Origin of the sequence: Streptomyces sp. KR80 (assembly GCF_052245555.1) — a bacterium.
Classification (GTDB): Bacteria; Actinomycetota; Actinomycetes; order Streptomycetales; family Streptomycetaceae; genus Streptomyces.
Window position 1 is genome coordinate 204232 of record NZ_JBQQCD010000009.1, and the last position, 20628, is coordinate 224859.

Here is a 20628-nt window from a genome sequence, read left to right on the forward strand (position 1 = left end):
CATGCTGGTCGACGGTAAGACGTCCGGCCGCGCCACGGCGGTAGGGAAGCGCACCGACGATCCGGCCGGCGGCGAACGCCCGCCCGCGGGAGGGTTATCTGCAGCGCCCGGCGACGGGGCGGGCGCTGCACACCGGGCCACCCGCCGCCGCGCCGGACGACGAGCGAGTTGGTCGTACGCGCTCGTGTTCGCCTCCCCCGGCCTGCTCGTCTACGCCTGCTTCGTCCTCGCGCCGATCCTGCTCAGCTTCGGATACAGCCTCACCAACGCCGATCTCTTCCACCACGACGTACAGTTCATCGGCGCGCGCAACTACACGACGCTGCTCGGCGACGAGGCCTTCCTGCGCTCGCTGCGGGTGACAACCGTCCTCACGCTGATCATCGTGATCCTGCCGAATGCCGGCGGGGTCGCGGTGGCGATGCTGCTGGACCGGCGGGGCTGGCTCTACAACGCGCTGCGCAGTGTGTTCTTCGTGCCGGTCGTGCTCAGTTCCGTCGTGGTCAGCGTGGTGTGGATGGCCATGCTGTCCGACGAGGGGCTGATCAACACGCTCTTGCACGGGCTCGGTGTCGCGAGCCCGCCCGGCTGGCTGTCGGACCCAGATCTGGCGCTGTACACGATCGGGTTCGTCATCTCCTGGCAGATGCTCGGGTTCTGCTCGGTCGTCTATCTCGCCGGGCTGCAGAGTGTGCCGAAGGAACTCCTGGAGGCCGCGGAGATCGACGGCGCGGGCGTATGGCTGCGCTTCCGCAAGGTCACCTGGCCGATGCTCGCTCCGGCGATGACGCTCAACACGGTGATGCTGCTGATCACCGGCTTCAAGGCGTACGACCACGTGCAGGTGCTGACCGCGGGCGGGCCCGGCCTCGGGACGACGGCGACGCTCGCCTTCAACGTCATTCAGACCGGGTTCACGGAGAACCGGACGGGCCTGTCCTCGGCCATGGCCGTCCTCATGCTGGTGATCGTCGCCGTGGTCTCCTCGCTGGTCCTGCACGTGCTCAAGCGCAGGGAGGTGGACCTGTGAAGCCCTATGTGCGGCCGCTGGTGGCGCTGTTCGTCGCCGCCGCGTTCTTCCTGCCGCTGTATCTCGTTTTGACCAACGTCTTCAAGCCCGGCCCCGACATCACGGCCTCGCCCATCTCGCTGCCCGTCTCGCCGACGCTGAACAATCTCGCGGACGCGCTCACCCGGCCCGACCGGCTGTTCTGGGACGGCCTGATCAACAGCGTCACCGTGACGCTGCTGTCCATGGTCGTCCTCACGGTCGTCTCGGCGATGCTCGGTCACTACGTGGCCCGTACGCGCAGCCGCTTCGGCCGGGTCGCGCTGCTCGTGCTGCTCGCGGGGCTGATGATCCCGCCGCAGGTGATCCTCGTCCCGGTCACCGAAGTCCTCGGCACCACCGGGCTGATGGGCACGATCGGCGGCCTGGTGCTGTTCAACGTCGGCTACTACGTGCCGTTCGGAGTCTTCGTGTTCTCCGGGTTCGTCCGCACGATCCCGATCGAGCTGGAGGAGGCCGCGGCGATGGACGGCTCGGGCCGTTTCGGCACGTTCTGGCGGGTGGTGTTCCCGCTGCTCCGGCCCGCTACCGCGAGCGTGCTGATCTTCCTCGGAGTGTGGATCTGGAACGACTTCCTCAATCCGCTCATCATCCTCGGCCCGGTCGGCGGGACCACGGTCACCGTGGGCGTCTACCGCTCGCTCGGGCAGTTCCAGCGGGACTTCGGCGGCATGTTCGGCCTGATGTTCATGGCCACGCTGCCGGTGCTCCTGTTCTACCTCGTACTGCAGAAGCACTTCGTGAAGGGCCTCACGGGGGGAGCCGTCAAGGGATGACCACCACCATGGACACACACGCCACGCCCGCCGGAGGTGCCGGCGAACCAGAGATGCGCACGCACGCGAACCTGCGGGCGCACATCGGCGCACCACTGGACCGGCCGGTCCGGATCGCCGTCGTCGGCGCGGGCGCGCGCGGCGCCGCCTACGCGGGGCTCGCGGCGCAGTGGCCCGAGCGTGCCGAGATCGTCGCGGTCGCCGAGACCCGGGACGCAGTGCGCGAGGGCTTCGTGGACCGGCACGGGATCGCCGCGGAGAACGTCTTCGCGGACTGGCGGGAGCTGGCCGCGCGCGGCCGGATCGCGGACGCGGTGATCGTCGCGACCCTGGACGCCGACCACCTGGCGCCCACGAAGGTGTTCGCCGAGCAGGGTTACGACATCCTGCTGGAGAAGCCGATCGCCCCGACCGAGCCCGAGTCGGTCGCGATCGGCGAGGTCGCCGCCCGGACCGGCGCGGTGATCGCGGTGTGCCACGTCATGCGGTACACGCGGTACACGCGCAAGGTGAAGCAACTCCTGCCGGCGATCGGTGACATCGTCAGTGTCGAGCACCTGGAACCCGTCGGTGCCTACCACTTCGCGCACTCCTTCGTCCGCGGGAACTGGCGGCGCACCGACGAGACAGCCTTCAGCCTCCTGACCAAGTCGTGCCACGACATCGATTGGCTCGGATACGTGATCGGACGCCCCGTGGTCCGTACGTCCTCCTTCGGCGGGCTTCTTCACTTCCGCCCGGAGAACCGGCCCGCCGAGGCCACCGACCGCTGCCTGGACTGCCCGCTGCAGGACTGCTGCGCGTACTCGGCGACCCGGTTGTACCGCGACGGACTGTACAAGGGCGGTACGAAGCAGTACTTCACCCGCATCATGACCGGAGGCGTCCTCACCGAGGAAGCTGTCACCCAGGCACTCGCCGAGGGACCGTACGGGCGGTGCGTGTACGCGAGCGACAACGACGTCGTCGACCACCAGGTGGTCAACCTGGAGTACGAGGGCGGGGCCACGGCGTCGTTCACGATGACCGCGTTCACGCCGCTGGAGAACCGGCGCACGAAGATCTTCGGGACGCGCGGCCAGCTCACCGGCGACGGCCGTCACATCCACCTGTACGACTTCCGCACCGAACGCACGACCACCATCGACACCTCACTCGACGGCTCGTCGGCCGCCGAGGGCCACGCGGGCGGTGACGAGAACCTGATCAGGTCCTTCGTCGACGCACTGCACCAGGGCCGCCTGGAGCTCATCCTCTCCGGGATCGAGGAGAGCGTGGACAGCCACCGGGTCGTCTTCGCCGCCGAGCGCGCCCGTCTGACCGGCACGGTGGTCTCGCTCTGAGCCATTGATCTCCGCTCCACCGGGCACGGCAGTTGTCATGCCCATGATCCTCACACACACCACGAGGAGCGACGCCCATGAAAGCCACGAGACGGGCCCGGACAGGGCTCGCGTTAACGCTCGTCGCGGCGACCCTCGCCGCACTGCCGCTCACCCCCACCGCGACCGCCGCCGAACGCCCCGCCGCGGCCACGCCCGAAGAGGAATGGGCCGAGATCAAGACCCTGCTCGCCCAGGCCGACGACGCCTACACCTCGCCGCCCACGCTGAGCGGTGTCGAGACCACCGGCTACACGACCGGGCTGCTGCTCGGCAACGGTGACCTGGCCGTCACCACCGACGCCCGGGACCACCGGCAGACGTACTACATGGCCAAGTCCGACTACTGGAACGTCTCCAGCGGGCAGGGCTTCTTCGGCAAGATCAGCGTCGGCAGCCCGGCTGACGCTGGCTCCGCCACCGTCGCGACCAAGGACACCCTGGAGTGCACCGCCTCCTGTGTCATCGACGGGAACCCGGAGACCCGCTGGGTGTCGTCGACCAACGCGAGCACGACGGCCCCGCAGTGGGTCACCGTCGACCTCGGCACCGAGCGGACCGTCGACCGCTGGGTGGTCCGCCACAACGGCTACCAGGGCCGCGCCGACAACTACCAGAAGCTCAACACCCAGGACTTCGCGCTCCAGAAGAGCAACGACGGCACGAACTGGACCAACGTCGACACGGTCACCGACAACACGAACGAGCTGACGGACCGCACGGTGCCGGCGTTCTCCGCGCGCTACATACGGCTGAACATCACCGCGGCGGTACGTGTCCCCGACGACCCCAACCAGAAGGCGTACATCCGCGACCTGCAGCTCTTCCACGGCTCGACGAACGTCATCACCCCGGGCTCGGGCACCGCCGACCCCGCGTACCGGCAGTTCCAGGACATCCAGAACGCCGAGGTGCGCGGGACGCAGACCATCGGCGGACAGAAGGTCAGCACCCGCACCTGGACCGCCGACGGTGAGGATCTGCTGGTCACGGAGTTCAGCACGGAGGCGAGCGCGGCGAAGGTGCCCCTGCGGGTCGATCTGACGGTGCCCTCGGGCAGCGCCGGTGTCGCCCGCGACGGTCAGGTGTGGGTGACCCGCACCACCGGCGCCGACAACAGCACCAACTGGGTGTCGCGGGCCGCCGCTTCGGGGAAGGTCCTCGGCTCGCCGACCGCCGTCACCGCGAGTACCCCGTCGAGCGGGGTCGCCCGGCTCGCCTTCGACCTGCAGCCCGGCAAGCCGGTACGGCTGGTCACTTCCGTGCACGGCAACGGCTCGTACAACAACCCCACCAGCGTCCAGACATTCAGGGACCGTGCGGTCGCTCGGGTGACCGGGATCGACGGGGCCGGCGTGGACTCGGCGCAGTCGGCGCACCGCGACTGGTGGAAGAAGTTCTGGCTCAAGTCGTACGTGAGCACGGGCGACAAGACGCTCAACAAGTTCTACTACGGCGCGCTGTACGCGGTCGCCGCCGCGAACCGTGAGGGCTTCTTCCCCGGCGGAACCTACTCGCCGTGGCGCACCACGGACTCTGGGAACCTCGGCAACCGTTACTTCCTGAACTACAACACCGAGTCCCAGTTCTACGGTGTGTACGGCGCCAACCGTCCCGAGCTGGCGAAGCCGTACTACAAGGTCATCCAGGCACAGATCCCGTACCAGCGCAACAAAACGCATGCGGCGGGGTACGAGGGGATCACGTTCCAGCGGTCCATCACGCCGTACGACACGACGCGGCCGGGACCGGCGCCGACGCCGGTGGCGGGGACGAAGAACCCGGACAAGCTGCCGAGCGACCAGCAGACCAACGGCACGTTCGCCGCGCTGCCGTTCCTGATGAACTACGAGTACACCGGCGACACCGAGTTCTACCGCACGGTGACCTACCCCTTCCTCAAAGAACTCGGCGCCTTCTGGATGGACTTCGTCGAAACCGACCCGGACACCGGCAAGTACATCGTCAAGCACAGCGGGGTCAACGAGGGCGGCGACGACGTCAACTCCGTCTACGACCTCGGCTACATCCGCCGGGTGCTCACCGCGCTGATCGACGGCAGCAAGGCGCTCGGTGTGGACGCCGACCTGCGCCCGCGGTGGCAGGCGGTCCTGGACAACCTCACGCCCTACCCGCTCGGGGTCCGGGACGGCCTGGACGTGATCCTCCTCGCCTCGAAGATCGAGAATCCGATCAAGGGCAACCTGCTGCTCAACAAGAACGACCAGCCGATCAACCTCGAGGGCGTCGTGCACCCCAGCGACAACCTCGCGATCGGCGGCGACCCGCGGATGCTGCAGCTGGCCCGGAACACCCTGCAGTGGGTGGACCCGTTCCTGCCCGGCTCCCGCGGCTCCTCCGGCAACGGCTTCCCGAAGACGTTCACCATCGCGGCACGCGTCGGCTGGGACCCGGAGGACCTGATCGGCAAGTTCAAGACCGTCATCAACAACCTGTGGCGCAAGAACCACACGGTCCGCCAGTTCGGTGGCGCGCAGGAGACGTCCGGTTCGATCGAGACGGTCAACTCGATGATGCTGCAGACCTATCAGGGCACCACCCGGGTCTTCCCGTCCTGGCCGGGAGAGCGCGACGCGAAGTTCGTACGGCTGCGCGCCAAGGGTGCCTTTGTGCTCTCCGCCGAGCAGAAGAACGGCACGGTCCGGTACGTCGACGTCACCAGTGACAGGGGCAAGCGGTTCGCACTGGCCAATCCGTGGCGCGACGAGCCGGTGACCGTCGTCGACAGCAGCGGCCGGGTCGTGCCCCACCAGGTCGACGGCGGTGTGATCTCGTTCCCGACCACGGTCGGCCAGACGTACCGCATCACGGCGCAGCCGTCCACGATCGAGGTCACGGTGCCGGGGCACGGGACCAGACAAGGGGGTGGTGAAGGCTGACGCTCACGCAGCCGATGTCCGGCGCGCCGTGGCGGCGCGCCGGATGGGGGGCGTGCGTCCACAGGGGCCGTTTCGTCAGTCCGTTCACCTGAAGGTTCACCGGCCGCATGGCGTGAAGGCCGTGGCGAGGTCACGCGGTGGGACCGGTGGCCTGCCCCGAAGGCGTCCCCGTTCGAAAAGTGATGGATTCGTCTGGACAACCACATCCGGGAGATCGCATGGCACTCCAACGGGAAAGAACCCACCCATCAGCGCGGGGCCGTCGTACCGATCGCTCCGGTTGGTTCTTCTCGAGAGCCCGTCGGTGGTACTCCGGCGCTGGTGTCGTCGCGGCTGCCTTCGTTCTGGTGATGGCGATCGCGCCGGCCAGCCACGCCACCATCATCTGGCAGGGCGGCAGTAGCCTGCCCGGCTACGGGACCTGCCCCAACGGCACGATCAACTGGCAGAACGACGCGCAGCACGGCAACGTGGTCCGGTTCGGGATCAAAGAGGTGACCGACGGGAACAGCGAACGCTGCGAGATGGCCGTGGCCAGAAGGCTCCTGACCGACGGAATGACCGTCTACATCGGCTGGAAGTCCCGGGTCTCCGCGCCCACCACGAACACGTGGAACTACATTCTCCAGCTCAAGTGCCACGGCACCAATGTGGCTAATCACCCGCTCACCCTGGGGGTCGGCGGCGGGCGGCTCACGCTCCGGAACGACGAGGACATCAACGGCACCCAGATCGGGCGGACTGTGTGGTCCACGCCGCTGCAGCAGGGCCAGTGGTTCTCGATGATGTTGAAGATCCGCTACTCGGAGAACCGCAGCGTCGGTTACGTGAAGGTCTGGTACAACGGCGAGTGGCGGACGCTGGCCAACGGCTCGACCACCCACTACGGACAGACGTGGGACGGCAGCGAGAACAACGTGCACTGGGGCATCTACCGGCGCTCCAGTGTCAACGGCCCCCAGACCCATGACCTCTACCGGCCGCGCATCGCCACCACCTGGCAGGAGGCCATCCCCAACGGCTGACGTTCCGGTATGCGCCTCCGCCCCGCCGCCATCTTGGGATAGAGGGCGGCATGCGGGGCGGGGGTGCCGGTAAACGAACAGGGCGAAGCTGGACATGGCTGGTCATCGCCACCCACACCCAACTCCGTCTGGACGGTCGCTGGCCACCGATCTCCGTCGCCCGTGGGAACGTCGACTTACCGCAGCCTGTGCTGCCACAAGCGACTCGGCCGCCTCACCACGTAAGGCACGGTCTTCATGACGGTGCCGACGCCCGCCGGACAACAGCGAGTCATGCGATTCCTGCAGTAAACAGCGAATCAGAGTGCTTCGACAGATGACTACGGCTTGGGAAGGACATGGTGAGTGAGTCTGTGCCACCGACCGACACCATGGAGCGGCTTGGTCGACAGCTGCGTGTCCTGCGTCTGCGGGCCGGTCTGACCGGCAAGCAGTTGGCGCAGCGGATCGGCACGAACCAGTCACGGGTATCGCGGACGGAGTTGGCGAGGTTCCGGGTGAGCCTGGACATGGTGCGGCGCTGGTTGGAAGTGACGGGTGCCGATCAGGCTGAGCGGTGGGAACTGCTGGAGCTGGCTGAACGGAGCCTGGTGGAGACGGAGCCGTCCCGCCGCACCTTCCTCGATTCGCCGGGCCCGGGTCCGGCGAGCCCCGACGGCGTACCGGCCGGCGTCCGGCACCTGCGGCCGTTCCGGCTCCCGGACCAGCCCCAGACGTGGGAGTCCGGGATGCTGGAGGCGCTGGGGCTGGCCCCGGCCGAGGAGGAGCTGTGGCAGGCCTTGGTGGACCGGCCCCCGGCGACCATGGGCGAGCTGTGTGACCTGGTCGGCCTGAGCGCCCGGACCCGATGAGCGGCAAGCTCGACCTCGACGCCCGGAACCGGAGCACGCAAAGAGGGTCCTCACAGGCTCTGACCTGCGAAGACCCTCTGCAGTGTCGGGACGACAGGATGTGCAGATACAGAGGGCTGATCGCCCACACCAACTCGCTGGCAGGGCTCATGGGCATCCCCCGCCAAGGCCCCTACTCCGCCGCGAAGGCCGCCGCCCGCACCCTCATCGACGCCGCGCGCGTCGAACTGGCGCCCAGCGGAATCCGGTTCACCAGCATCCACCCCGGCTTCGTGGCGACCGACCGGGTCAACGCCGACGGCCTGCCCAAACCCTTCCAGGTCAGCACGGAGCGTGGCGGCACGCTGCGTCATCCGTGCTCTGGAAAGAGAACTGGCGCAGGCCTACTTCCCGTGGCCGACAGCCGCGCTGGTTCGCACGCTGAATGCCCTGCCCGCTTCGGTCTCCGCGGTACTCCTCCGGAGCCTGGCCTCCCGGTAGAAGCCCGTCGGAACCGGCTCCCACCAGTGGGGCAACCCCCAGAGCGGCGATGGCCGGTGACCCCGGAGATCTACGGCCCCGTATACCTCACCCGCTCGAGCTGCGGCACCCCCTATGGCGACCGGCTCTGCACGTGATCCGGTCGAGCAACCATGTGCAGCCACCGACCACAGTGAGGGAATGAGCTGGCTGCCGACCTCGTAGCCTGGCGAGCCAGTAAATAAAGTAGCCTGGCAAAGCAGCCGGGTGGAGGGTGGAACCGTGGCGAGGAGCCCGATCTGGGCAAGCCGGCCGAAGACGCGCGGCGTGGTCCTGGATGTGATCAGGGCTGCGCGCACGATCAGCCGGGTGGAGATCGCGGCGGCGACCGGTCTGACCGGGGCGACGATTTCCGAGGTCGTGAGAGAGCTTCTGGGCGACGGCCTGGTCGTCGAGGTCGGTCGTGGTGCGCCGACGGGTGGCAAGCCGCGCACGCTGGTCCAGCTCAACCCGCCGGCCCGCTACGGCGTGGGCGTCCTGCTGGAGCGCAACACGTGCGTCATGGTGGTCGTCGACCTGGCTGGACGACCGGTGGCCCGGACTTCGTTCCAAGGCGTGGCGTCGATGCCGCCGGAGCGGGCGCTGCCGCTGGTGGCGTCACAGGTGGATGCCCTGCTGACGACGGCGGCTGTCGACCGCGAGAAGGTGCTCGGGGTCGGCCTGGTCAGTTACGGTCCGCAGGACCGGCGTGCGGGTGTGCTGTTGACGCCGCAGCCCACCGAGGAGTGGTGCGACTACCCCGTCGCGCAGCGCCTCGCGGAGAGTCTCGGCCTGCCCGTGCTACTCGACAACGACGCCTCGGCGGCCGCCATCGGCGAGTACTGGATGGGTGCGGTGGACCCGCACAGCACCTATGGCTGCATCTACATGGCCACCGGAATCGGCGGCGGGGTGGTGGTCGCCGGTGAGGTGTATCGGGGCAGCTCGTCGAACACTGCGGAGATCGGCCACATCTCGATCGACGTCCACGGCGACGAATGCACGTGTGGCAACGTCGGGTGCCTGGAGAACTACGCCGGCCCGTCGGCTCTGGTCCGGCAGGCGTTGGCGACACCGGGACTCGCCCGACGGCTGGCGCTCGATCCGGCCGGCGATGACTTCCTCACCGAGTTCGCGCGGATCGCGGCAGCCGCGAACGCCGGCGATCCCGAGGCCCGTGAACTCGTCGAGCGGTCGGCGCGTTACCTCGGTCATGCCGCGGTCACCCTGGCGGGCCTATTCGACCTGGATGCGATCGTCCTGGCCGGGCCGAGCTTCGCTGTGGCGGGTTCGATCTACCAGGCGGTGATCCAGCAGGAGGTGGACCGCCGGTTGTTCGCTCGGCGGGCGCACCCGGTGCGGGTGGTGCCGTCGGTCAACGGGTCGGACGCGGCGGCGATCGGCGGGGCGGTTCTCGTCCTGCAGAGCGAGCTGACACTCGGCCACGGCCGCTCCGAGAACGGGGCGCGGCCGGTGCCCGCCGGTGCGGGCGGGACACCCTGATCATTTGCGATCAGGGCTAGTGCGGCGCGGCGAGCAGTCCCCGTCCCGCCGATGTTGGTCTGTGCGTACGGGTTGAAGTTGATCGGGTAGTCGCCGGACTGGCCGGTGTGTGCCACCAGAGTGGAACTCTCGGGCCCCGGCAGATGTGTCCGACGGTCCGCAGCCCGCGGCCACGACCGCCGCAGCGAGCAGGACGGGTGCGGCGCGCACACCTCGCGCCGGGAAGCCTCGACACCATCACGACGTCCTCCTCGATGGGTTGCGCGCGGGCGTGTCACGACAGCCGTCTGCACCGCGTGATTATTCAGTTTCCTAATACGCCGTCAATGCGGGACGGCTGCCGATCAGCCAGCGACAGCACAGCAGGCCTCAGCACTCGTCGTACCAGGGTGTTGACTTACTTCGGCTGCCTGAGTAACTATCTTCCTGGTCTTCGACCCTGCGTCGACCAACAAGGAAGAGGGCTGCCATGGCGCGCTCGAACTTGCACGACGGCTGGCGTCTGCGCGCCGTGGGAGGCCCGGTGCCGGAGGTCCTCGTCGATCGGGACGTGCCCGCCCAGGTACCCGGCAGCACCCACCTCGACCTGATGGCCGCGGACTTCATCCCGGACCCTTACCTGGACCGCAACGAGGCGGCGCTGACCTGGTTGCACCGCGTCGACTGGCAGTACTCGACGACGTTCCAGGCGGAGGCGCCGCAGGTCGGTGAGCGAGTGGAACTGGTCTTCGATGGCATCGACACCGTCGCCACCATCGAGTTGAACGGAGATGTGCTCGGCCGCACCGTCAACATGCACCGCGGCTACCGCTTCGACGTCGGGCGATCGCTGCGCGACGGCGGCAACGACCTGACCGTGACGCTGCGGTCCGCCCTCACCCACGCCGAGCAGGCGGAGGCCGAACTCGGTTGGCGCCAGCGGGCGTACCCGCACCCGTACAACGCGATCCGCAAGATGGCCTGCTCCTTCGGCTGGGACTGGGGGCCCGACCTGCAGACCGCCGGTCTGTGGAAACCCGTACAGCTGGAACGCTGGGACACCGCCCGTATAGCCCAGGTGCGCCCGCTCGTCACCGTCGACGCCGACGGCACCGGCCGCGTCGACGTGCACCTCGAACTCGACCGCGCCGCGGATCGCGACTACACCGCGCTGGTCACGGTCGGCGACCGCGCGGAACAAATGGCGATCACCGGCGACATCGCGCACGTCACCGTGCTCGTGCCGGACGCCCGGTTGTGGTGGCCGGTGGGCTACGGCGACCAGCCGCTCTACGACCTGACCGTCGCGCTGCTGGCCGATGGCCGGCAGGTGGACTCCATCCGGCGCCGGATCGGGTTCCGCACCGTCACCGTGGATACCGAACCGGACGAGTTCGGCACCCCGTTCGTCTTCGTCGTCAACGGCAAGCGCGTCTTCGCCAAGGGTGCCAACTGGATCCCGGACGACCACTTCCTCACCCGGATCACCCGCGAGCGGCTCGCCCGCCGGATCGACCAGGCCGTCGACGCGAACATGAACATGTTGCGGGTCTGGGGCGGCGGCATCTACGAAACCGACGACTTCTACGACGCCTGCGACGAACGCGGCGTGATGGTGTGGCAGGACTTCCCCTTCGCGTGCGCCTACTACGCCGAAGAGGAACCACTGCGCGGGGAGGTCGAGGCCGAGGCCCAGGAGAACCTCACCCGCCTCGTCGCCCACCCGTCCCTCGTGCTGTGGAACGGCAACAACGAGAACCTCCCCGCCTACACGGACTGGGGCTGGGAGGACGGCCTGGAGGGGCGAAGCTGGGGCGGCGGCTACTACCACGAGCTGTTACCCAAGATCGTCGAAGAACTCGACCCCACCCGCCCGTACGCACCGGGCAGCCCGCACAGCCTGGGCGACCTGCCACCCAACGACGCCGACCACGGCACCCGCCACGACTGGGACGTCTGGAACTTCCTGGACTACACGCACTACCGCGACCACGTCCCGCGGTTCTGCGCCGAGTTCGGCTTCCAGGGGCCACCCACCTGGGCCACCCTCACCCGATGGGTCCACGACGAGCCGTTGACGCCCACCTCGCCCGCATTCCTGCTCCACCAGAAAGCAGACGACGGCAACGGCAAACTGGACCGCGGCCTCGCACCCCACCTGCCGCCCCCGGCCGACTTCGAGCAGTGGCACTGGGCGACCCAGCTCAACCAGGCCCGCGCGGTGGCCTTCGGCATCGAGCACTACCGCTCCTGGTGGCCGCGGACGGCGGGAGCCCTGGTCTGGCAGCTCAACGACTGCTGGCCGGTCACCTCGTGGTCCGCCATCGACAGCGACGAACGCCCCAAGCCCCTCTACTACGCCCTCAAGCACGCGTTCGCGCCACGGCTGCTGACCGTCCAGCTCCGCAGGGAAAGGCCCACCTTGGTCGCGATCAACGACCACGACGAGCCCTGGGCGGGTGCGGTGCACGTGACCCGGCAGGACTTCGCCGGCGAACTGCTGGCCACCGCCGAACTGCGGCTCAACGTGCCCCCTCGATCCACCGCGCTGCTGGCCCTGACCGATGACCTCCTCGAACCCACCGACCCGGCGAGCGAAGTGCTGGTCGCGACCGCCGGCGACGTCCGCACCCACCACCTGTTCGGCGAAGACCTCGACCTCCGCTACCACCCGGCACCGTTCACCGCCGGCGTCACACCCGTGGCCGGTGGGTACCGCGTCGACGTGCGGGCCACCTCGTACGTCCGGGACCTCAGCCTGCTGGCCGACAAGGTGGCCGCCGACGCGGTCGTCGACGACATGCTCATCTCGCTGACCGCCGGCGAAGCACACCACTTCATCGTGCGCACGTCGGAGAAGTTGCACGAACCGGCCGCTTTGCTGCACCCGCGCGTGCTTCGCTGCGCCAACACGTCGGCGTCGGGCGCCTCGTGAACCACTCGTCAAGCCGGGTGTGCGACCGAGGTGAGCATAAAAGTCAATAGCCGTGCGCCCGGAGTTCGGAGCCGATAAACGCTGTTGATTCACTCGGCCACGACTCCGGGAGCTGAACGTCACCTGCACAAAGGAGTGCTGATGTCGGGAACAGTCAGAAAACGCCGCACCGCGCTCGCCGCGTTAGCTGCCGCGGCGTCCATCGCGTGCACGGCCCTGATGGCAGCGGCGGGCGGGTCGTGGGCGAGTGACGCGAGCGCGGCGGCCGCGTTCGCGTGCCGGGTCGACTACACGACCAACGACTGGGGCAGCGGGTTCGGCGCCAATGTGACCGTCTCCAACGTCGGTTCATCGGCGGTCAACGGCTGGGCGCTGACCTACACCTACGCCGGCAACCAGACCCTTCAACACGGCTGGAGCGGCAACTGGTCCCAGTCGGGCAAGAAGGTCACCGTCACCAGCATGAGCTGGAACGGCACCATCCCGGCCGGCGGCAGCGTCAGCGCAGGGGCGAACTTCTCCTACAGCGGCAGCAATGCCAAGCCAACGGACTTCGCCGTCAACGGTGCCGCGTGCACCGGCACCGACCCGACCACTCCCCCGGTCGACGGTCCCGCACCGGCGCTGCGCGTCTCCGGCAACAAGATCGTCACCGAGAAGGACAAGCCGTACCGGCTCCTGGGCGTGAGCCGCTCCAGCGGCGAGTTCGCCTGCGTGCAGGGCAAGGGCCTGTGGGACGGCGGTCCGGTGGACCAGGCGTCGGTGAACGCGATGAAGACCTGGAACATCCACGCGGTGCGCATCCCGTTGAACGAGGAGTGCTGGCTGGGTGTCAACGGCTCGCCCGGCGGTGCCGCCTACCAGCAGGGTGTCAAGGACTACGTGGACCTGCTGGTGGCGAACGGCATCAACGTGATCCTCGACCTGCACTGGACCTGGGGCGCCTACGCGAACGGGCCGGACTGGCACTGCAAGGACGAGCACGCGATGTGCCAGAAACCGATGCCGGACGCGCGGTACGCCCCACAGTTCTGGACCGGCGTCGCCACTGCGTTCAAGGGCAACAACGCCGTCGTCTTCGACCTGTTCAACGAGCCCTACCCGGAGATCGGCAGCGACTGGAACAAGACCTTGGGCTGGCAGTGCTGGCGGGATGGGGGCACCTGCACCGGCCTCCCCTATGAAACCGCCGGCATGCAGGACCTGGTCGACGCGGTGCGGGCCACCGGCGCGACCAACGTCCTCATGCTGGGCGGCCTGGAGTGGGCCAACGACATGCGGGAGTGGCTGACCCACAAGCCGACCGACCCGTTGAACAACATCGCGGCGTCCTGGCACGCCTACAGCTTCAACGCCTGCGCCAACGAATCCTGCTGGGACAGCCAGATCGCCCCGCTGGCACGGCAGGTCCCGGTCGTGGTCGGTGAGTTCGGCCAGGACAACTGCGGCTTCGACTACATGCAGCGGTTGGTGAACTGGGCCGACGCGCACGACATGGGTTACCTCGCGTGGACCTGGAACCCGTGGGGGTGCAGCACAGGTGCGGTGCTCATCAAGGACTGGAACGGCACACCTGAGCCCGGCGTCGGCGAGGGCTTCAAGGCCCACCTGCTCCGCCAAGACCCCTACGACACCCCGTAGCCGAACACCGGTCGGTTGCCCGCTGCCGCAAGGCGGCGGGCCCCGTCGCACGTTGCAGATATCGGTGTCCGCTGGTACTCCCGAGCACCAAGGAGGGCGTTCATGCGTCGCAAGATTGCCCTGATCGTCTCGGCACTGCTTCCCCTTTCCGTCCCCTTCACCACGTCGACTGCGGCCGGCGGCGAGCCTTCCGGAGCAACGGCCGCTGTGTTGTCCACTCCGCCGTTGGGGTGGAACTCGTGGAACGAGTTCGGGTGCAACATCGACGAGAACCTCATCCGGCAGACCGCGGACGCCATCGTGTCGTCGGGGATGCGTGACGCCGGGTACACCTATGTCAACATCGACGACTGCTGGATGGCACGCGAACGTGACGCCGCGGGCAGGCTGCAAGCGGACCCGACACGCTTTCCGAGCGGTATCAAGGCGTTGGCGGACTACGTCCACGGCAAGGCTCTGAAGCTGGGCATCTACTCCTCGGCGGGAACGCACACGTGCGCGGGCTTCCCCGCCAGCCTCGACCACGAGGAGATCGACGCGCGGACGTGGGCGGACTGGGGCGTCGACTACCTCAAGTACGACAACTGCTCCAACGAGAACCGCCCGGCGCTGGACCGGTACCGCGCGATGGGTGAGGCGTTGCGCAAGACCGGCCGGAACATCGTCTACAGCCTGTGCGAGTGGGGTCAGAACCGGCCGTGGGAAGGGCTCGGCCGGGAGGTCGGCGGACACCTGTGGCGGACCACCGGCGACATCTCCGACAACTGGACGTCGGTGATGGGCATCCTCGACCAGCAGGTCGGTCTGGAGCGGTACGCGGGCCCAGGCGGGTGGAACGACCCGGACATGCTGGAGGTCGGCAACGGCGGCATGACCGACGCCGAGTACCGCGCGCACTTCGCACTGTGGTCCGTGCTCAACGCGCCGCTCATCGCGGGCAACGACGTCCGCTCGATGGACGACGCGACCAGGCGCATCCTGCTCAACCGTGATCTGTTGGCGGTAAACCAGGACTGGTCGGGCACCCAGGGTCGCAAGGTGCGTGACGACGGCGACCAGGAGGTGTGGGCCAAGCCCATGTCGGACGGCTCGGTCGCGGTCGTCCTGCTCAACCGCGGCGCGGGCAACGCCGCCATCGGCGCGACCGCCGCCGAACTCGGGCTGCCGGCGGGAAGGTCGTACCGCGTCAAGGACCTGTGGAGCAAGGAACAGCACGCGAGTTCCGGCATGATCCGCGGTGGCGTCCCGTCACACGGCGCGGTGACGTACCGGGTGTGGCCGGGAGGCACGGCGAAGCTCGCTCCGCTGACGTCGTTCACCCTGGCCGGACCGGAGCTGGTCGAGGGCGCCCGGCCGTTCGCGGTGACCGCCGGCCTGGTCAACGACGGCACGTCCCCGCTGATCGCCGCCAGGGTACAGCTCCAGGTGCCGGACGGCTGGGTGCTCAACGGCCCGTCGGTGCGCGAGACGCCGTTCGTGCGTCCCGGCGGCAGCTTCACCGCCACCTGGACGGTGACCGCCAGACCCATCACGTCGGCCGCGACCGTGAAGCTGACCGCGGCGGCGGGCTATCACACGACGGCGGGTGCGCAGTCGCGATGGAGCGAGATCGCGCCGCCTCTGGTGACCGCACCGCCCAAGGGCGCCCACAGCGTTTCGGGTCTGCCGTTCGTCTCGGCGGTCAACAGCTGGGGCCCGGTGGAACGCGACCGCAGCAACGGCGAGCAGTCCGCCGCCGACGGCGGGCCGATCACCATCGGCGGTGTCCGGTACCAGACCGGCCTGGGCGTGCACGCCTCGTCGTCCGTGCGGATCTACCTCGGCACCGCCTGCTCCGCGTTCTCCGCGCAGGTCGGCGTGGACGACGAGACGGACGGCCGCGGCAGCGTGATGTTCCGAGTACTGGGAGACGGCCGTGAACTCGCCGTCACCCCGGTACTGCGGGGCGGTGCGGTGGCCGTGCCGGTCCGAGCCGACGTGACCGGTGTGCGGATGCTCGACCTCCAGGTCACCGACGGCGGTGACGGCAACAACTCCGACCACGCGGACTGGGCCTCGGCCACCATCACCTGCTGACCACGCGGCCAACGGAGGCCGACGAGGCAGTACTCCGCACAACGCCGTGCTTGGAGGAGCGGATGAATCCTTTTCCCACCGTCCAATTAAGACGTCGAAGCCGGTGGCTCGGCGCACTGTCGGCCACCGCCCTGGTGGGCGCGACCCTGCTCAGTGCCCCGGCAGCGTCGGCAGCGTCGGCAGCGACCAGCGGCGCGCTCGTCGGCGCCGGTTCCGGCCGGTGCCTGGACGTGACCGGAGCGATCCAGACCGCCGGAACCGCGCTGGAGATCTGGGACTGCCACGGCGGCGACAACCAGAAGTGGGCGTTCAACGGCGAAGGCGGCGGCGATTGCAACGTCGCACCGGTGGATCCGAACGCAACGGCGCAGGCCCGCCGCCTGCTGTGCTACGTCTACAGCCAGTACGGCAACCACATCGTCTCGGGCCAGCAGGAGACCAACGGCAGCGAGAACGAGTTCAACTTCATCTACAACAACACTGGCCAGAGACCGGCGATCCGCGGGTTGGACATGTGTGACCGCCCCGGCGCCGTCGATCGCGCCGCCTCCTGGTGGAACGCCGGAGGCATCCCGATGATCGGGTGGCACGTCGGTGCACCGGGCACCAGCTACTGCAACTACGGCGGCACCGCGTCGATCAACAACACCCTCACCCCTGGCACCCGCGAGTACGCCTCCTACACCGCCGAACTGGACGCTGCGGCGAGCCAGCTGCTGCGCCTGCAGTCCCAGAACGTCGCCGTCCTGTGGCGGCCGTACCACGAGGCCGGCGGCACCTGGTTCTGGTGGAGCAAGGAGGGCGGCGCGCAGTACCAGCGGCTGTGGAAGTTCCAGTTCAACTACTTCGTCAACGTCAAGGGCCTTCACAACCTGGTGTGGCTGTGGCCGGCCAACGGCTCCCCGAACTCCTCGTTCTACCCAGGTAAGTCCTATGTGGACATCGGCGGCGCCGACACCTACGTCAACGACCGCGGTCCGCTGACGTCGCTGTTCAACTCCACCCGCAACATCGTCGGTTCCACGATCCCGATCGCGCTGCACGAGAACGGCGCCATCCCCGACCCGGCCCGGCTCCAGGCCACCGGCACCCGCTGGGTCACGTTCTGCACCTGGAACGGCAACTGGATCACCGGCCAGGACCCCGGTTACCTCAGGACCACCTTCAACAGCCCCTATGTCGTCACCCGCGACGAGGTACCCAACCTCAGGTAACTCCACGAACCACCGCCGCCGCATCGCCACCGCTCACGCGACCCGAGCGGGACTCCACCCTGCCATGGAGGAAAGATGAGATCGTTCTTGATGAAGGAGAACGGCGCGCCGGCCCGGTTGCCGCGTTTCGCACTCGTGTCACTGCTCGCGGTCGTGCTCGGCGCGGCGGGTGGGACCCCGCAGGCTTCGGCGGTACCGGCGAGCGCCGACCTGGTGGCCCCCGCCGCGACAGCCGACGTCAACGGGGTCACCGCGGGCAATGCGGCGATCACATCGGTCAACCTGGCCGGGAGGTGGAGCTTCACGCCAGCGGGCCGGGCGCCGACCTCGATCGCGGTGCCCGGCGGTGGTTGGTACAAGCAGGGCTTCACCGACGTGAACGAGGCGGTGTACTCCCGCACCATCACCGTGCCGGACTCGGGGCAACCGCAGTCCGCCTGGATCGAGTTCGGCGCCGTCAATCACCAGGCGACCCTGTCGGTGGACGGACGGGTGGTCGCCACTCAGACCACCTCGTTCACGCCGTCCAACTTCGACATCAGTGCCTATGCCGCCCCCGGCACGACCCATACGATCAGCGTGGCCGTCAAGGGCCGGGGCGCGTTGAAGACGTCGGCGGGCAAATACCTCGTCCCCCAGGCCGCCGAGTGGTCGGAGGCGATTCCGCAGGGCATTTTTCGCTCGGCGTTCCTGCGGGTGTATCCAGCCGTGTACGTCAGTGACGCGTTCGTCCGCACCTCCGTCGCGAACCAGACGCTCACCTACGACGTGTCCGTCACGAACACCTCGGCCAGCAGCCGGACCGTGACCCTGACCGGATCGCTCGCCTCGGACACCGGCGCGTCGTTCAGCTACCCGGCGCTGCCGAGCCGCACGGTCACCGTGGCCGCCCGCTCGACCGCCAAGGTGACGGTCGGGCCGGTGGCGTGGAACCTCGGCTCCGCCTCGTACTGGTGGCCCAACGTGCCCTACCGGCCGGGGTACCGCGCCCAGCTGCACACCCTGTCGGTGCACGCCGCGACGGACGACGGCCGCACCAGCGACGCCCGCTACCGGTTCGGATTCCGGGAGAGCACCCAGAACGGCGAGCACTACTACCTCAACGGCGTGCGGGTGAACTATCGCGGCGACAGCCTGCAGGGCGCCAACTACGACCGGATCAACAACGGCGGCAAGGGCGACGCGTACGACACGCTGCCCGGCTTCCTCCCACCGTCCGGCACCAACGGCGGATGGCCGCAGGCGGTCGACAACTACCAGCGGCTCAACTTCAACGTGGTGCGGATCCACCAGGAGCCGGCCAGCCCGTACATGCTGGACGTCGCCGACGAGCGTGGCCTGATGATCATCGACGAGACCGCCATCCGGGGCTGGGCACAGGACTTGGCCGCCGGCCGCCAGTACAACGTGAACCACGCCCGCGACCTCGTCCTGCGCGACCGCAACCACCCGGCGGTCGTCCGGTGGAGCCAGATCAACGAACCGAACTTCACCGATGACTCCGAGAGTTTCGAGCAGGCCCTCTATGCGGCGATGAACGGCAACGACGGCACCCGGCCGATCAGCATCGACGCCTCGCCCGGCGGCGACTCGCCCAGCCGGTACCCGAACATGAACTACCCGAACTTCGCCATTTTCCCGCACTACCTCGACGGCAACAGCAAGTACGGAGAGGCCGTGCGCCCGGTGGCCGGCAGGCCCGACGGCGAGGGCGAGTACCTCTGGCCGGCATGCAGCACCAAACAGGGCTTCCTGTGGTTCGCCACGACAACCATCGCCAAGCGCGGCAAGGGCGCCGACGACCTGCGCCCGTACACCCTGTTGTCCGCTTGGGCCAGCTTGGTTCCGGGGGTGCGGACCACCGACTTCCTCACCGAGGAGAACCGCAAGCCCGTCTACGGGGCGGACAACCTGCCTGACCCGTGGAGCAACTCGGTAGTCCAGCGAGTGCAGGCCGCGTTCAACCCGGTCGCCGCGATCGACCTGCCCTACTGGTCGGCCTCCGGCGCATCGGACTCGAACGCCACCTTCCCGCTCCCGCAAGCGGTGGGCAGGTACTCCCCCGGCAGCACGATCAGCCGCAACATCACAGTGTTCAACGACGATTTCACCGGCACCGCTGTGGGGCTCAACTGGAGCGCCCGGCTCGACAGTCCTACTGGGACGGAGGTCGCGTCAGGCAGCACCACCCTCACCATCCCACTGGGCTCCCGGACGACTCACAACGTGTCGTTCAGGGCCCCGGCCAGCGGCTCACGGGTGTACCTCGTCCTGTCGACCACCAAGTCCGGGATCACCACGTTCCGCGACTCGGTGGAGTACTTCACCCTCGGCAGTGCCGGCCCGGCACCGGGCAACTATCGCATCGTCGCCCGCCACAGCGGTAAGCCGCTGGCCATCGTCGCCAACTCCACCGCCGACGGCGCCAAGGCCGTCCAGCAGTCCGGAACCGCGACCTGGACCCTCAGCACCGTCCAGGACGGGGCCTACACCCTGCGCTACATCGCGACCGGCAAGATGCTCGACGTCGACGGACACTCCACGACAACCGGGGTGCAGTTGCAGCAGTGGACCGCTACCGGCGGCGCCAACCAGCAGTGGCAGCTGATCCCGGCGTGACGGTGGCGTGATCCCCGATGTGCGGTCGGCAAGAATGCCTGCCGACCGCACAAGCCACGCAACTCGACGAGGGCGGTGTGCTACCCCACTCCACCGGCGATCAGCAGGCGCAGCGGGTACAGATCGTGCTGCGCAGCAGTAGCGACCTCGGGCGGCCGGC

At 68.4% G+C, this 20628-nt stretch carries 13 protein-coding genes; all 13 read left to right on the forward strand.

The features are described from left to right. Window position 1: 1 nt before the first annotated feature. Window positions 2-1030: a carbohydrate ABC transporter permease gene (locus ACTWQI_RS15955; protein ID WP_443271048.1), complete on the forward strand. Its 1029-nt coding sequence runs from the start codon at window positions 2-4 to the stop codon at window positions 1028-1030. Continuing rightward, entirely contained in the window at window positions 1027-1845 is an 819-nt protein-coding gene (locus ACTWQI_RS15960; protein ID WP_443270965.1) for a carbohydrate ABC transporter permease, read from the forward strand. The genes ACTWQI_RS15955 and ACTWQI_RS15960 overlap by 4 nt, the downstream gene beginning before the upstream one ends. Continuing rightward, window positions 1842-3188 carry a Gfo/Idh/MocA family protein gene (locus tag ACTWQI_RS15965; protein WP_443270967.1) on the forward strand — a complete coding sequence of 449 codons (1347 nt, stop codon included), beginning with the start codon at window positions 1842-1844 and terminating at the stop codon, window positions 3186-3188. The genes ACTWQI_RS15960 and ACTWQI_RS15965 overlap by 4 nt, the downstream gene beginning before the upstream one ends. A 77-nt stretch (window positions 3189-3265) precedes the next feature. Then, window positions 3266-6127, forward strand: coding sequence for a glycosyl hydrolase family 95 catalytic domain-containing protein (locus ACTWQI_RS15970; RefSeq protein WP_443270969.1), 2862 nt, complete (start codon window positions 3266-3268; stop codon window positions 6125-6127). 350 nt (window positions 6128-6477) lie between these two features. Then, window positions 6478-7152 (forward strand): heparin lyase I family protein, encoded by a 675-nt coding sequence (locus ACTWQI_RS15975; protein WP_443270971.1) that lies wholly within the window; start codon window positions 6478-6480, stop codon window positions 7150-7152. 338 nt (window positions 7153-7490) lie between these two features. Further along, the gene (locus ACTWQI_RS15980; protein ID WP_443270973.1) at window positions 7491-8003 is read left to right on the forward strand and encodes a helix-turn-helix domain-containing protein; all 513 of its coding nucleotides are present in this window, start codon (window positions 7491-7493) and stop codon (window positions 8001-8003) included. 98 nt (window positions 8004-8101) lie between these two features. Continuing rightward, on the forward strand, window positions 8102-8620 hold the full coding sequence (locus ACTWQI_RS15985; protein WP_443270975.1) for an SDR family NAD(P)-dependent oxidoreductase: 519 nt from the start codon (window positions 8102-8104) through the stop codon (window positions 8618-8620). Between the two features lie 124 nt (window positions 8621-8744). Beyond that, window positions 8745-10004: an ROK family transcriptional regulator gene (locus ACTWQI_RS15990; protein ID WP_443270977.1), complete on the forward strand. Its 1260-nt coding sequence runs from the start codon at window positions 8745-8747 to the stop codon at window positions 10002-10004. 469 nt (window positions 10005-10473) lie between these two features. Further along, on the forward strand, window positions 10474-12918 hold the full coding sequence (locus tag ACTWQI_RS15995) for a glycoside hydrolase family 2 protein (RefSeq protein WP_443270978.1): 2445 nt from the start codon (window positions 10474-10476) through the stop codon (window positions 12916-12918). A gap of 141 nt (window positions 12919-13059) precedes the next feature. After that, window positions 13060-14559 (forward strand): cellulase family glycosylhydrolase, encoded by a 1500-nt coding sequence (locus ACTWQI_RS16000; protein WP_443270980.1) that lies wholly within the window; start codon window positions 13060-13062, stop codon window positions 14557-14559. Between the two features lie 102 nt (window positions 14560-14661). After that, window positions 14662-16635: an NPCBM/NEW2 domain-containing protein gene (locus tag ACTWQI_RS16005; protein WP_443270982.1), complete on the forward strand. Its 1974-nt coding sequence runs from the start codon at window positions 14662-14664 to the stop codon at window positions 16633-16635. Window positions 16636-16697: 62 nt separating this feature from the next. Further along, window positions 16698-17849 carry a glycosyl hydrolase gene (locus tag ACTWQI_RS16010; RefSeq protein ID WP_443270984.1) on the forward strand — a complete coding sequence of 384 codons (1152 nt, stop codon included), beginning with the start codon at window positions 16698-16700 and terminating at the stop codon, window positions 17847-17849. A gap of 75 nt (window positions 17850-17924) precedes the next feature. Then, complete coding sequence (locus tag ACTWQI_RS16015; protein WP_443270985.1) at window positions 17925-20468, forward strand: RICIN domain-containing protein; 2544 nt, start codon at window positions 17925-17927, stop codon at window positions 20466-20468. Window positions 20469-20628 lie beyond the last annotated feature (160 nt).

Excerpts from the sequence above, each read along its gene's own strand:
- ACTWQI_RS15965 (WP_443270967.1), top strand. The coding sequence starts at position 1,842 with ATGACCACCACCATGGACACACACGCCACGCCCGCCGGAGGTGCCGGC.
- ACTWQI_RS15955 (WP_443271048.1), top strand. The coding sequence starts at position 2 with ATGCTGGTCGACGGTAAGACGTCCGGCCGCGCCACGGCGGTAGGGAAG.
- ACTWQI_RS16015 (WP_443270985.1), top strand. The coding sequence starts at position 17,925 with ATGAGATCGTTCTTGATGAAGGAGAACGGCGCGCCGGCCCGGTTGCCG.
- ACTWQI_RS16010 (WP_443270984.1), top strand. The coding sequence starts at position 16,698 with ATGAATCCTTTTCCCACCGTCCAATTAAGACGTCGAAGCCGGTGGCTC.
- ACTWQI_RS15980 (WP_443270973.1), top strand. The coding sequence starts at position 7,491 with ATGGTGAGTGAGTCTGTGCCACCGACCGACACCATGGAGCGGCTTGGT.
- ACTWQI_RS15975 (WP_443270971.1), top strand. The coding sequence starts at position 6,478 with ATGGCGATCGCGCCGGCCAGCCACGCCACCATCATCTGGCAGGGCGGC.
- ACTWQI_RS15995 (WP_443270978.1), top strand. The coding sequence starts at position 10,474 with ATGGCGCGCTCGAACTTGCACGACGGCTGGCGTCTGCGCGCCGTGGGA.
- ACTWQI_RS16000 (WP_443270980.1), top strand. The coding sequence starts at position 13,060 with ATGTCGGGAACAGTCAGAAAACGCCGCACCGCGCTCGCCGCGTTAGCT.
- ACTWQI_RS16005 (WP_443270982.1), top strand. The coding sequence starts at position 14,662 with ATGCGTCGCAAGATTGCCCTGATCGTCTCGGCACTGCTTCCCCTTTCC.
- ACTWQI_RS15970 (WP_443270969.1), top strand. The coding sequence starts at position 3,266 with ATGAAAGCCACGAGACGGGCCCGGACAGGGCTCGCGTTAACGCTCGTC.
- ACTWQI_RS15985 (WP_443270975.1), top strand. The coding sequence starts at position 8,102 with ATGTGCAGATACAGAGGGCTGATCGCCCACACCAACTCGCTGGCAGGG.